This window comes from Bacteriovorax sp. As-1 (assembly GCF_058446905.1).
This window is the reverse complement of sequence record NZ_CP184341.1, coordinates 3,017,387-3,029,753: the sequence shown is the minus strand read 5'-3', so window position 1 is coordinate 3,029,753 and position 12,367 is coordinate 3,017,387. Positions and strand designations below refer to the sequence as shown.

The following is a 12,367-nucleotide window of genomic DNA, read 5'->3' as shown; positions in this document are numbered from 1 at the left end:
AATATTGGGAAATAATAGTCACAAATGACTCTAATGCTGACTAGGTTAAAGACCAGAGCCCGTCTTAGAAAAGGTACAATGCGTCGAAAAAACTTTTTTTGCTACCTGTTATTTATGACATCAATAGTCTCCTTTTCCCTCTGGGGAGAGGAGTTAAATCATAACGTTTTGCCGTATAAAAAAAATTTAAAAGAAAAAATTTTGGAGGGTGAAATATTCTCCGAATCAAAGGTCACAAGCACTTCTAGCGACAAAAAAAATGAAACACAAGAATTGCACTTCACTATCGCTGGACTTCATCCCAAATCCTGCTCGTATGCGCTTAAAAAACTCTCTGTGTACGAGGGCTATTCAAAATTTTTAGATTTCGTAAAAATGAGCAAATATAACGAGAAAAATCAGGAAATCGATTTTCTTCTCTCACATGCACTTCTTCCCTATGATATGCGCTTAGTTTTTAAACTTCCTCGAATTGAAAAAGAAGGTGTTTACCCCTTTGAATTTGAGCACGGAATTTTGAAAAATTTGAAGGGAAATATCTACGCCATAAATCACAACGGAAAATGTCTGTTTTTTACTAAAGCTGACTGGCAAGGGCCGCATACAGGTTTTCCCAATGTCGTCTTTGAATTCTTCTCTCAGACGCTCGCGAAGCTCTCTATGGAAAAACTGTTTAGGATATCGAACACACTTAGTCATTGATTTGATTGATTTGCAATGACAGGCTCAAAAAGAAGTATTATAAAAATTTAATGAAAGTTTTAAGATTAAGCGCACAAGATACCTATCCCATCAGGCAACAAGTCCTGATTCCTGATCACGATATTAAGAAAGCAAAATTTGAAAATGACGATGATGAAGATATCTCTTTTCACTTAGGCGCATTCAAAGACTCAAAGCTTGTCAGTGTCGCTTCGTTTTACTACGAAAGAAATCCTATCTTCCAAGACCAACACCAGTACCAGCTTCGCGGTATGGCCACACTTCCTGAGTTTCAGGGACAAGGGTTAAGCAGCGAACTTCTGACGATGGCCTTCCCTATTATCAAGCAAAACTTCTGTACACTTTTATGGTGTAATGCCCGCACAACAGCGGTGGGTTTTTACGAAAAAGTGGGCTTTAAAAAGCTTAACGATGAGGTGTTTGAAATTGAAGGGATTGGGCCGCATGTTTTGATGTATAAAAACATCTAATTCCTACAATAGATCCTGATATTTTGGAATAATGACCGCTTTGTAGCCACACTCTGTACAAACAGGGTTCTCCTTTACTGTTTTTTTCATTTCCTCTCGGTCGTAAATTTTCTTAGGTAGGTAGCGTCCTTTACACCCAGGACAGTGAGCATATTTGCTGGCAAGTGTTTCGTTTAGTTTTTGGGATAAGGCTAACAGGTAGACAGGTATTGGATAAACCAACACCTGCCATAACTATCAACTAAAAATTAGCGGCAGTTTAAATTAATTGTGTAATTTCCTGGTCTATCGATATTCATGCGAACTTCCATCATTGGGACTCTATAACCATTAACAATCACCACATGATCCCCTTGCCAGCGTTGTCCTGCATCGTTGACTCCATAGAAATAAAAAATGGTATTTCTTGTGTCGAATAAATAACCTTTTTCCCCTGCTGCAAGCTTCCACGCTCCATCTGTGACCCAACTCCCATCTAAATCCATATAACGAGCGACAATCGCTGCTCTTGAACTACAGTTGTTCTGAAATGAAACAGCAACATAATCTTGCTGTAGCCGTACATAATCATTAGGGGCAGGCTTAACAAATGAATATGCATCATTTGCAAAAAACAACTTAATAAATTCACTTTGTGTTTCTGTTGATTTTTGAGCCAAAATATCTTGGCCCGAATCCGATGCCAAAAGATGACTAGTTAAGGTCAGTGAAGCTAAAACTAAAAGGACTCTAAAAAACTTCATAATAACTCCTGTTCTTAATGACGATTATTTTCGTTAAGAAAAAATACAGTTCAAAAAAACAAAAGTAAACACATTTAATTTACACTAAACGACTAATTGCGTTTATAGAAAATAAAATAAACACTGCCGATAATTTATAATTCACAAAGAGCAATATGCCGCTAACCTAAAAGTCTGCTAAACCAAGTCCTCATAAGACTAAAATAATCAATTGAAACTTTTTCTTCTTTGTCGCATTCTCGCAACTCTCTTTCAGCATAATCTAAAAGAATTTCTAGTGCCTGAAATAAAGTCATAGAAGTATCTTGCTGCTGGAGTGCCTTAATACGCTCTCTAAGCTCTTTAGATGGTATTGTCGTCGCGATACAGCCTTTACATTCTTGTATCAATTCTAAGGCAAGAGCGCGCCTATTATTAACTAGAAATACTTGCGCCTTAGTGTTTGATGAAATCAAAACTTCTCCAGTAGTAGCAGACTCAGCTGAGAATTTCATATCAGGATCTCCTATTGCATTTTTTATAAATTAATACATAAAAAGAAAAAACATAATTCAGCCTGAAAAATTGGCACCGTTTACTAATAATTTAGTAAAAATTCACATACTCATCACCATGAGAAATGCATCAAGGAATATTGGTTTCACAGCATTAATTCAAGCATTTATTCTAGGATAAATGACTAAGTGTTTAGACAATTTATGCGCAACAGATTAAGCAAAATGCGCCTAATTAAAATCTGAATTAAATCCGTAAACATTAATACGCATTCAAAGTACTACAGGAGGTCTCCTTGAATTTGGCAATGAGCGAACAAGTTATGAAGGAAGTTGTCGATTTACTAGACAAGGAATTTAGTAAGCAATTAAATGCAAACCCCAAGTTTACTCTTAGGGCATTTGCCAGATATCTCGAAGTCTCTCCTGCGACATTATCTAGAGTTTTATCGAGACAGATTAAGGTCACTCCAAAGGTTTTTGAAGTTATTGCCACGAAATTAGATATTTCAGAGCTACAATATAAATATCTGATGGATGGACTCAAAGTTAATAAGAACCTAGAAAATATTCGCACTGTTGAACACCTTGAACTCAACCATATTAAGATGGAAACATTCAATCTCATTGCTGATTGGTATCACTATGCCATTTTGCATATGTGTTCGTTAAAAGACTTCAGCAAAGACCCCGAATGGATAGCGAAGCGTCTTGGTATCGAAGACGTAGAATTAATAAGAACTGCAATCGAACGTTTGATAGAATTCAAAATGCTTGGTATTGATAAAAATCAAAACCTTTATAAAACCTCTCAATTCAATGTCGTCCTTGATTATAATGTTTCATCAATTGCAATGAGAGAAAGACAAAAACAAATATTAAAACTAAGTGCTGAAAAAATTGACTCTATTCCTCTTAACTCTCGTGATCACAGCACTATCACGATCCCACTAGATGAAGACCTAATGCCTGAGATAAAAGAGAGAATTAAAAAATTTAGAAGAAGCTTAGGCAACTTCATCGTCAAGAATAATTTAAATGCCCAAGAAGTCTATGAATTACAAATCAGTTTTTTCCCTCTTCTAACTAAAGAAAAGTAAACCATAGGCCATAGATTATTCTATGGCCTAAAAAAACTATTTGCTTCCACATCCACTTGCAGATGCCTGCTTCATTATCGTTGAGTAAAACATAATCATTGTTTCATCTGCCGGAGTGAAACCTTTGCGTGTCTCCCCTGTTTCCTGCATTAAACCGTAAAGATATCTGTTCATTGAATAATATAGAGCTCGAGGAACCATTACCTGCTGAGTACAAGAACTCTTTTTATATGTTAACGTTAAACCCCAGTTAATTCCATTACAGGTATTACAATCATTTTTTCCAGAATCATATCCACCTGTAATGATAGTTGTTCCACTGCCGCTATTGATGCTATTTCCTTGTCCAAAATTAAATGAAACTTCCCAGCCCTTAGAATCACTTTGGACAGAAGAAAGCACACACTGCCCGTTTGAATGGCAAGCAACTCTTGCATCTCTGTCAATTGCCAGAAGAATCCCTTCATTAGAGAATCTTTCAAATTCAAACTCCCCATCACCAGGAATAAAAATATCTCCTGCATCTTCTGCAAAAGATGTTGACGCAACAGATGTCACGACAGCTAGAGCGATTAATACTAATTGTAACATTCTTTTCATTTTGCTCTCCTTAGTTTACTTACAAACATAGTTTGGTTGATTTTCAATTTTTCTTTTATACGAACCTAATAGCGTTGAATTTCTTTCTACCTGGATATCTGACAACGTATAATCAGCATTCACTTTAAAGGTGGCCGACAGCTTAATAAAAGGCTTCCCTGTTTTTTCACAATGACTTGTTCCCGCAAGACAAACTTTGTCATAAATTGGAGGAAACATCGTCGAAGAAAAATATGAATTCAGTCTCTTTCTAAGGGCACTTAAATCATCAATGGCCGTTGGAAAACTGACTTCGGCAATCTCACCAATGCTAATCATCTGCCCTGATTCAGAAATCCCTCCGACTTCGGGGATAATTGAAATTCCATCTGAGCTGTGAATCCTGCCAAAAACCACGTGGTCAGTATTAATTTTGTTATTTAAGTATTTTTTAAAATTGTTAAAGTCATAGTACGGATCGCTGAACAATGCCTCAATTTTGTATGTCGTATTAGTTGGTAGGAATTCTTGCGAGATTATTTTTCCCTCGCCGTTTAAAACTCCCTGCCACTGCGCGGGTGCCAATCCACCGTCATACCATTCTGCGATGACTTCACCTTTTGCATTTTTCAAATAAATATTGCCCGCTATCGGTGTTGAATAATCACAAACAGAAGACTCAATGCCATTTTTGGCGATTCTATCGCAAATATTATTAACGATAAAAGGAGTTTGGATATTCACCCAGCGTTCTCCCTGGGAATCAAATTTTATATTGCCAAAATGAATATCATTCGCAGGAAAGTCCCCGGGAAACGTCGGTCTCAAAATACCGAAATTGTCCGAAGTCTTAAAAAGATCTTTAACAGGATTTACTGAAAGTCTAACTTCAGATGAACCAAAAGCAGACAGATCATCGAGATCATCTTTATAAGTTGCCGAGGTATAAAAATTCAACCCAGTCTTTAAATCCTGGAGCCTGGCCCCTGAATCCTGGTAACCGCTTCGGTTTTTACACGAATCTTTCACGCTAACAGAGACATTGTACTCTGAATCAGGGCCTGGCTTAAAAAAGCAGAAGCCTCCGTTAAAGACCGCACTATGTGAACTCACTCTGGTAACAGTACAGCCTTCCTGATCGAGAGGAAAAGCGATAGGAGCATTTCCTTTATCAGTAACAGTTAATTCAACACATTCGTTAATAAATTTCCATTTACTATTAAATTCATTTTTTTCATCTTCTTCAGATTGCTTAAAGATCAATGGATTGTTTTCGATAGTACAGCTATTGTTGTAAGTAAAAGATTTATCAAAGTTAATTCCGCGTACGGAATCACTTAATCCAACAATCTCCGGCCCAAATGTGATCATGACAAATCGCCTTTTCATTGCCGTTTCACGGCAATTTGAAATGGTGGCCCCTGGCAGTTTCTCATCAACAGATTTAATTCCGTATGAAAAAATTCTTTCATCTTCAGTAGAGATTGCAAAATTAGAATAGCTCGGAGTTGTCAATCTGCAAGCAGATGCCTTATCGCCTAAAATAATTAACATGATGAATAGTATTTTTTTCATTCTACTTCTCTTAAAAAAGGCAGGAGTGCTTACACTCCTGCCCATTATTTTTAGTTTCCTGATGATTCAGAAATTTCTGTATAAGTGCAGATTCTAGCGCGTTGTAGTTTCCACTTTCTCATTGATTTGTTTGTTTCTTTAAAAGTATAACGAATTTGACAGAATCTTGGAGTTACATTTGATTCACTTGTTCCAGCTGTAATTGTAGCTTTGTTGATTAAGCTCAGTACGTTTGCACTCGTAATCGTTTCTTCTCCAGACTTACCGACTAGAGTATAGTCTTGTTTTGCGATTGCTCCACATCCAGCTGTTTCACCAGGAAGGATATCTGCTAAACAGTAGTTGAAGCTATCGTCCATAATACAACGAGCTTCTACTGAAACTTTTAGGTTTGCAGCTTCGTGATATTTAGCAAAAAATTCACCGTTAGCTTTCTTTAAGTCGATAACTGTTGCTTTCGCTTTAAGGTTGAAATTCAGACCTCTTTCACCAGCATTGTGTGTAAGTCCAGTGTAATCAATTTGTGGTCCACGGTAACAGATATCAACGAAGTACTCAGCTCCATAAAGCTCAGAACCAAGATTAACTGACATTGATTTGATTTGGCGTTTGTAAGCAGCATTAACTGGGAATGCCCCTTTTGCACCATAAAGTTGGTTAAAGCTAGCACCAACATCTACAGCATCAGCAATTAGATTGTGGTTTTGAACGTTGCTAGTTGCAGCTAATTCATTGTCTGACCAATCTGCTGTTGTTGCTTGTAGGAAATCCATTCTGTAATTTCCATCGAATCCTGTTGGATCATACTCTCCAGTACAAACACAGTCTGCTGGCAATGTCCCAGGCTGACATGCATTTACATTTCCAGCTGCACAACCTTGTGTACATGACTTTGTTGCATCTCTTCTATCAAAGCAAATGTTCGCTTGAGCACCATGTTTAATACCAGCGTTACATGCATAAAGAGATGGACCTGAACTGTTTACATCGAATTGAAAAGTCAAATTCATTGCAAAAGCACTTTGTGCCGAAAGCGCTACAAACGCCATGGCGGATAAAAGCAATTTTCTCATTGTGTTCTCCTAAAATGAGGGTTTAATAAAAAATATATTTTCTGCTGCATGCTTTTAGTCTCAATGCCCAATCTAAGTCAATGCTCATCTAAATTATTTTCATGATAAATACATATGTCTTAAGCTGTGCTTGTTTGCGCATTTTTTAAAAAACAAAATGCGTGTTTATGTTTTTTTATAAAAACATAAAACGACATTATTACTTACTGGTCAGTCTTAAATTGAATTGTATTTTTATTTCTGTTATTAACGAAAAAAAATAAACATAAGGAATCTTCCAATGAAAGTAATAATGCAATTAATGATCTCTTCGATCCTTTACTTGGCCATTGTTCCCAATGCCATTGCTAATTCAAACTGTTCATCAAAACATCTTCTGGTCTGTGTGAAACTTCCTTCTTCTAATATTCAGGAAAAATGTATTCCCAACGCAAACATGGAAAACTTCTGGATCAACAATCCCGAATCAACAATTGGTTCATGTGATCAATTTGACAGTTCAAAGCTAAAGACATTTGCCTGCAATGCTGGACTTCGTTTTCTGCCTAAGGCTGCACAACAATGTATTAGACGAGATCAAAACAACCTGGTCTCATCTTCATGCGAAGATTCTCAGGATTGTTTCTGCTCTTCAGAAGAGGGCCCGGAAATTAACTATTTCAACTATGGGATTGCCGATTACAAAGGAGATCTTCCAACTTCTTATACAAAGAAAAATCTGTCGGCTTCTCAGACATCTAATTATGCCTCGGCATCCCCCCAATCAGGTCTTCACATTTTACAGGATGGTTCAAGCCTTCAGTTTCAATTGGGGTCAAATTTTTATGGGGCCGAATACTATGTCGACTTATGCATACAAAACAATAACCCAAACGCCCTCAACCAGGATTTAAATCTTAATGGATCAATCCTAATGAATAACTCAATTTTTTTTAAGAATAGTTACAATGTGGCCTCTGCTCTTAATAATAAAGTTGATGTTACCTGCCTCAACAGCGCCAACTCAGCAGTTACTTCAACCATTGCTGACAACTCGCTTTTCCAGACATCTGGAAGACGCTACTCTGGAAGGATTAACGGAAGCCCACTGTGTGTTGTCAGAAATTATTTTAGGGAAACAGTTCAAAACAAAATGCGTGATAATAGTTTCAAGAAAGTGACATTTCAGACAAATATCTCTGTATCCCCGGTTAATTCAGATAATGTACAAAACCTACCTGTCAATTTCTGTAATATACAAAAAATTCAGAATAAATATGCCTGCACTCAATGGACTTCCATCAATCAAGAGGAGTTTATCAAGGCCTTAAAAATCAATGGCCTTTTTTTTAGCGGCCAAACTTATACTGGCACCTGCCCAATCCCTTGTGGACCTTTATAAGAGAGACTTATGCAGTTTTGTAAAATAAGTACATTTCTCTTTTTTTTGCTTTTTCAAATGAAGGCCTATGCTGAGCTTTATCAGGCCACACGTTCATTTGAAAATATTGACGAACTTGAATATTCTGAATGGGTAAAAAACAATGTCACTTCTGATATTTTCTCTAACCCTAATAGTCCCTACTACGGAATTAAAACAGACTGCGCCGATGCCGCTGTTGCATTAAGAGTTATCTATTCTTATGAACAAAAACTATCCTTCGAATATAGAGAAAACAATGGGCGAATACTGACTGAAAAAACCTCCCTTTTTGATCATGTCTCATCAAATCAGATTGAAAAGCTCAAGGCGTTTATTGCTTACATTGGTGAAAACACCGGTTCTGAAATCCTCGCCCATTACAATACATATCCAATAGAACTAAAGAGTATCCGTCCAGGCGATCTGTATATTACGAGATGGAAAAACTCCAATGGCGAATTTACCAGGCACGTCTACATTATTAAGGAGGTACTTGCTACGGGCGATTTTACCCTAATCTCTTCAACGACTCCGAGGGCAATCAGACCGCTCCTTGCCAGAAAAGGCATGCCTTTAAAAATTTTCACTGAAAGTCCCTTTGGCTTTAAAAGATTCTTAAACGATGTAAGGGCCAATCCGAGAGTTATGCCGGACTATTCTCTTTTCCAATACGAGGCCATCAAGAGTGGTGAAGAAAGCTTTTTCAAGCTGGTTAAAAACACTCTTAAAGTCACTGAAGACACCCTTGAATTAAATATACAAAGACTCACCGAGAACGTTTGTGTCGCTCTTAAGGCCAGGGTGAATGTTGTTCAAATTGCTTTAGAAGAAAAAAAGAAGCTAAGAAACACCTGTTTCAAAAAATCTCAGTATGATGAATACTCCTCACCATCCAGAGACAGAAATATCATCCAAGAAACTGAAAGACTTCGAAATGGCTATCGCACAATTGTAAAAAGAGACCTCGCTCTAGAGTTGGAAGAATCGACAAAAAAAGGGCTGGATTATCTGATTGGAGAGGATAAAACAGATAGTGCTTTATCAGCGATGAAAGATCTCTGTAATGTAAAGGTACCATTTCCCAACGGGCAGTTTGCAACAATTCATATTAAACTTTTTTATGACCGCTACAAACTTGCTCTTATTTCCTCTAATCCCAACCATTCACTAGAATCACGATGGGGATTTAAAGGGCCTGATAACAGTTGTCCCGATTTATAATTAATCTTTTTTCTTTAAAAGAGGAAAAAAGCTTAATTGCAGTTCGTAAATCTGACTTGCATGACCATTGTTTTTAACAATGTAGTTACCTAGGGATCTTCTGAATTTTTTGATTCGCTCCTTAATTTCAGGAATCAAATTCTCATCTACGTTAACGGTAATAGAACTATGATCTCTTAAATTTATAGGAACTTCGTCTATCTTTTTAGCACTGATATCTAATATTTGCTTTTGCCTTTCTCTCATTGCCTTAGAAGACAAATCATAATCGAGAATGGCATTAAACTGATCAATTTTATAATATTGATTGTTCTCATCTATACCGAGAAAATTATGCTCTATTAATCTCTTAATAGCGTCTCGAATCAAATCGACATCCTCTATTCCCAATCGATCCGCAATCCACTGCGGGTCCTGCTTAAAATCTTCCAATCCGCATATGTGTAAAATTGCGTAATGGTACCAATCTGCAATGATATTGAATTTTTCTTTTTCAATAAAACTCATTCCATTGATGTCCACACGCCTTATATTTTTTGAGTGCTTATCATCTTGAAGAGCTTTCATTATCTCGTTTTCTTTCTCTGAGGATAATTCCAACTTAGGTGCTATTGTGCTAAATATCTTAGGAGTAATCTCTATTTGCTCAGATAAGATTCTGGACAACGTTGCAGGAGAAATACCTAAATGCTTGGCAAACGCTCGCAATGAGTAATTTGGATTCTTCTCATTCTTAAGTTTGAATTGATTTCTTAAAATGTATAAAATTTCTTCCAAGTCATGCCATCCTTAGCAGATTCTTAAAACCGACTATTATACTTTGTTTTGTTGGTCTGAGATTAAACCGTAAGACTCACTCCAACCATCTTTTGTCTTATCGCTTTTTCCTTCGTTAGGCGCAACTGCCACAAAGAAAGATGATACTAAAATCAACAGGAAGGTAACTTTCATAAAAGGCTCCTTTCAATTTATTCGATTTATAATAATATCATACGATCGGTGCAATGATATTCTTTCTGTAATTTATCTTGTTTATAGATTTTTCTCCAAACGCTTTTATTTATTTGTTTTAAAAACTCCCTATCTACCCTGATTTACAAAGATATTTAGAGATCCCTGAGTGGAAATATATTTTATTTATGATGTTCAAGTTATGTATAATAAAATAACAGGTCTTTCTTTTTTTTATAATATTAAGAATAAAAGATCCTAAATAAGCCAAAAGGTACTTATTCCCAGAGAAAATGCCCCTGATATTTTTGAGTTATTATGGCTTTATTATTTTTAGAATAAATACTTCCATTAGCTATAGCCATTTAAGGAAGACCTTATATAAAATAGACCTAATTTGTTCATTTTTTAATTTTTAGTAGATTTGGATTCATGGAAAGAAAAACCTACACAGGGACTATCCTCAGGGCCATTAGGCTTTACTATAATTACACTCAATCGGATTTTGCGGCCATTCTTGGCGTAAGCCAGGCCTCTCTCTCTAAGCTTGAAGCGCATCAGGTAGGATTAAGTGCTGATCAATGGATAGGTCTTTGTATGAAGTTCAGTCTGGATCCTCATTGCCTGACAACTGGAATTATTCAAGCTATCCCGAGAAATATTAATGGAAGTGGCTACAGGCTTCCAAAAATATATTCCGCCAATCACATGGCCACGGTTAGATACATTTATCCCTTAATAAGATTGATGAAGAAAATTCTCGGCGAGAGTTACTATGAGAAATTTTTAAAAGACAATAAAATTGACTCTTCCTACTTTACTATTTTAAGCAATCCTATCAACGCCAATATAATCCAATTATTTTTTCTCGACCTCTACAAACATCGAAATTTAAATAACGATATTTTTAACGAATTACTTGCTCTCTTGAGTCATGAAGAAAACTATCCGGCCCTCATAAAAAATCTCGATCGCAATCTTTCAATAGAGGAAAAGTATCAGGCTATTTTTACTCTGTTTCGCAAGCATTTCAATCAGGACATTGATTTTATGCTTAATTATGCTGATGGGCCAATTGCTTCCAGTCTTTCAAACACTGAAGAAGCCTCAGATTTTGGAAGCAAATTTAAAATGGATTACTTGGCCGCATTTGCAAATAGTTTTGATTACACCGATACTCCTCAATGGAATTTAAAAGTTGAACGTATTGATAGTGGCTGGGGACTTTACCGTGTATCATAATGATTTTTTCAAATATATCGATCAGCTAATCGAGTACACCGGGATTGAAAGGGTGGAAGTCTATGACAAATGCTACGATATTTATGTTTCGAATCACTTGACGGCCAGTGACTTATTACAAATTTCAGAAAACTTAAACGTGGATCCTGTTCTCCTGTGGAATAAACAAATCGATTTTGAGACCTTAATAAAAGTGCGATCCGGAGACTATTCGCTACCTTCGTCGTACTCTGATGTTCGTGCCTCAAGCATGGTTTCACTCAAAAACACATTGGAGCAATTTAAAAAATACGATTTATATAATTATGCCCTCAAAAGACTTCAAATTGATGAAAAGGCCATCGCTTCCAATAGCACAATCTCAGTTCTGGCCGGAGCTGACTTACTTGAGTTCAGCAAAGGATTCTTCACCAAAAAGGAATATGCCGATATAGGTAGAAGAAACGCAGCATTTTCTTTTAAAAAACTTTTTAGCCATGAAATAAGTAGTACTAAAAGCGCAATTTATATTACAAGAGAAATGATGAGCCTTCTTGGACATTTCGAGCAAAATTGGGATTATAAAATTCTTCACTCTGACCTTAAATCTGTAATCGTTGAAACAAATGAAAGTGATTATATGAGGTCTGCTAAATCCTATAAATCCTATACAAACGAATTTACAACCTTTATTCGTTTTAGCTATTTCCGTAGTGCCTTAGAAAGTTTTAATATAAAGGGTGCTTATGCTGTCCCGATTTCTGACTGGAATAACCGTGACAAGAAGTTTCGTTTCTCGATAAATATTCGATAAT

At 36.4% G+C, this 12,367-nt stretch carries 14 protein-coding genes; 7 read left to right on the top strand and 7 right to left on the bottom strand.

Features of this window, described 5'->3' with window-relative positions; all coding sequences use genetic code 11:
• Positions 1 to 24 precede the first annotated feature (24 nt).
• Positions 25 to 702 (top strand): hypothetical protein, encoded by a 678-nt coding sequence (locus tag ACN20O_RS15460; protein ID WP_491634843.1) that lies wholly within the window; start codon positions 25 to 27, stop codon positions 700 to 702.
• Between the two features lie 50 nt (positions 703 to 752).
• The gene (locus ACN20O_RS15455) at positions 753 to 1,193 is read left to right on the top strand and encodes a GNAT family N-acetyltransferase (protein ID WP_491634841.1); all 441 of its coding nucleotides are present in this window, start codon (positions 753 to 755) and stop codon (positions 1,191 to 1,193) included.
• Between the two features lie 248 nt (positions 1,194 to 1,441).
• Here the strand turns inward: ACN20O_RS15455 and ACN20O_RS15450 are convergent, their stop codons facing one another.
• Both ACN20O_RS15450 and ACN20O_RS15445 read right to left on the bottom strand, forming a co-directional pair.
• The gene (locus tag ACN20O_RS15450; protein WP_491634839.1) at positions 1,442 to 1,936 is read right to left on the bottom strand and encodes a hypothetical protein; all 495 of its coding nucleotides are present in this window, start codon (positions 1,934 to 1,936) and stop codon (positions 1,442 to 1,444) included.
• 161 nt (positions 1,937 to 2,097) lie between these two features.
• Positions 2,098 to 2,430 (bottom strand): hypothetical protein, encoded by a 333-nt coding sequence (locus ACN20O_RS15445; RefSeq protein WP_491634837.1) that lies wholly within the window; start codon positions 2,428 to 2,430, stop codon positions 2,098 to 2,100.
• Positions 2,431 to 2,726: 296 nt separating this feature from the next.
• Between ACN20O_RS15445 and ACN20O_RS15440 the strand changes: the two genes are divergently transcribed.
• Positions 2,727 to 3,530: a TIGR02147 family protein gene (locus ACN20O_RS15440; protein WP_491634835.1), complete on the top strand. Its 804-nt coding sequence runs from the start codon at positions 2,727 to 2,729 to the stop codon at positions 3,528 to 3,530.
• A 36-nt stretch (positions 3,531 to 3,566) separates the two neighbouring features.
• On the opposite strand, the gene ACN20O_RS15435 is transcribed toward ACN20O_RS15440, so the two are convergent.
• The 3 genes from ACN20O_RS15435 to ACN20O_RS15425 are packed head-to-tail and all read right to left on the bottom strand — an operon-like array spanning position 3,567 to position 6,757.
• A complete protein-coding gene (locus tag ACN20O_RS15435; RefSeq protein ID WP_491634833.1) occupies positions 3,567 to 4,130 on the bottom strand; it encodes a hypothetical protein in 564 nt (187 codons plus the stop codon).
• 15 nt (positions 4,131 to 4,145) lie between these two features.
• Positions 4,146 to 5,684: a hypothetical protein gene (locus tag ACN20O_RS15430; protein ID WP_491634831.1), complete on the bottom strand. Its 1,539-nt coding sequence runs from the start codon at positions 5,682 to 5,684 to the stop codon at positions 4,146 to 4,148.
• Positions 5,685 to 5,734: 50 nt separating this feature from the next.
• Positions 5,735 to 6,757 (bottom strand): hypothetical protein, encoded by a 1,023-nt coding sequence (locus ACN20O_RS15425; protein ID WP_491634829.1) that lies wholly within the window; start codon positions 6,755 to 6,757, stop codon positions 5,735 to 5,737.
• Positions 6,758 to 7,037: 280 nt separating this feature from the next.
• On the opposite strand from ACN20O_RS15425, the gene ACN20O_RS15420 reads away from it, so the two are divergent.
• Both ACN20O_RS15420 and ACN20O_RS15415 read left to right on the top strand, forming a co-directional pair.
• Positions 7,038 to 8,138, top strand: a complete 1,101-nt coding sequence (locus ACN20O_RS15420; protein WP_491634827.1) for a hypothetical protein — start codon at positions 7,038 to 7,040, stop codon at positions 8,136 to 8,138.
• A gap of 9 nt (positions 8,139 to 8,147) precedes the next feature.
• Positions 8,148 to 9,380, top strand: coding sequence for a hypothetical protein (locus tag ACN20O_RS15415; protein WP_491634825.1), 1,233 nt, complete (start codon positions 8,148 to 8,150; stop codon positions 9,378 to 9,380).
• On the opposite strand, the gene ACN20O_RS15410 is transcribed toward ACN20O_RS15415, so the two are convergent.
• Entirely contained in the window at positions 9,381 to 10,157 is a 777-nt protein-coding gene (locus ACN20O_RS15410; protein WP_491634823.1) for a TIGR02147 family protein, read from the bottom strand.
• A gap of 36 nt (positions 10,158 to 10,193) precedes the next feature.
• Positions 10,194 to 10,331, bottom strand: a complete 138-nt coding sequence (locus ACN20O_RS15405) for a hypothetical protein (RefSeq protein ID WP_491634821.1) — start codon at positions 10,329 to 10,331, stop codon at positions 10,194 to 10,196.
• 432 nt (positions 10,332 to 10,763) lie between these two features.
• On the opposite strand from ACN20O_RS15405, the gene ACN20O_RS15400 reads away from it, so the two are divergent.
• Both ACN20O_RS15400 and ACN20O_RS15395 read left to right on the top strand, forming a co-directional pair.
• The gene (locus ACN20O_RS15400; protein ID WP_491634819.1) at positions 10,764 to 11,573 is read left to right on the top strand and encodes a helix-turn-helix domain-containing protein; all 810 of its coding nucleotides are present in this window, start codon (positions 10,764 to 10,766) and stop codon (positions 11,571 to 11,573) included.
• Complete coding sequence (locus tag ACN20O_RS15395) at positions 11,563 to 12,366, top strand: hypothetical protein (RefSeq protein WP_491634817.1); 804 nt, start codon at positions 11,563 to 11,565, stop codon at positions 12,364 to 12,366. The genes ACN20O_RS15400 and ACN20O_RS15395 overlap by 11 nt, the downstream gene beginning before the upstream one ends.
• The last annotated feature ends 1 nt before the right edge of the window (position 12,367 follow it).

What these genes read in the sequence shown, in the direction of transcription:
- ACN20O_RS15415 (WP_491634825.1), top strand. Translation starts at nt 8,148, where the DNA reads ATGCAGTTTTGTAAAATAAGTACATTTCTCTTTTTTTTGCTTTTTCAA.
- ACN20O_RS15460 (WP_491634843.1), top strand. Translation starts at nt 25, where the DNA reads ATGACTCTAATGCTGACTAGGTTAAAGACCAGAGCCCGTCTTAGAAAA.
- ACN20O_RS15445 (WP_491634837.1), bottom strand. Translation starts at nt 2,430, where the DNA reads ATGAAATTCTCAGCTGAGTCTGCTACTACTGGAGAAGTTTTGATTTCA.
- ACN20O_RS15405 (WP_491634821.1), bottom strand. Translation starts at nt 10,331, where the DNA reads ATGAAAGTTACCTTCCTGTTGATTTTAGTATCATCTTTCTTTGTGGCA.
- ACN20O_RS15425 (WP_491634829.1), bottom strand. Translation starts at nt 6,757, where the DNA reads ATGAGAAAATTGCTTTTATCCGCCATGGCGTTTGTAGCGCTTTCGGCA.
- ACN20O_RS15455 (WP_491634841.1), top strand. Translation starts at nt 753, where the DNA reads ATGAAAGTTTTAAGATTAAGCGCACAAGATACCTATCCCATCAGGCAA.
- ACN20O_RS15400 (WP_491634819.1), top strand. Translation starts at nt 10,764, where the DNA reads ATGGAAAGAAAAACCTACACAGGGACTATCCTCAGGGCCATTAGGCTT.
- ACN20O_RS15450 (WP_491634839.1), bottom strand. Translation starts at nt 1,936, where the DNA reads ATGAAGTTTTTTAGAGTCCTTTTAGTTTTAGCTTCACTGACCTTAACT.
- ACN20O_RS15420 (WP_491634827.1), top strand. Translation starts at nt 7,038, where the DNA reads ATGAAAGTAATAATGCAATTAATGATCTCTTCGATCCTTTACTTGGCC.
- ACN20O_RS15430 (WP_491634831.1), bottom strand. Translation starts at nt 5,684, where the DNA reads ATGAAAAAAATACTATTCATCATGTTAATTATTTTAGGCGATAAGGCA.
- ACN20O_RS15435 (WP_491634833.1), bottom strand. Translation starts at nt 4,130, where the DNA reads ATGAAAAGAATGTTACAATTAGTATTAATCGCTCTAGCTGTCGTGACA.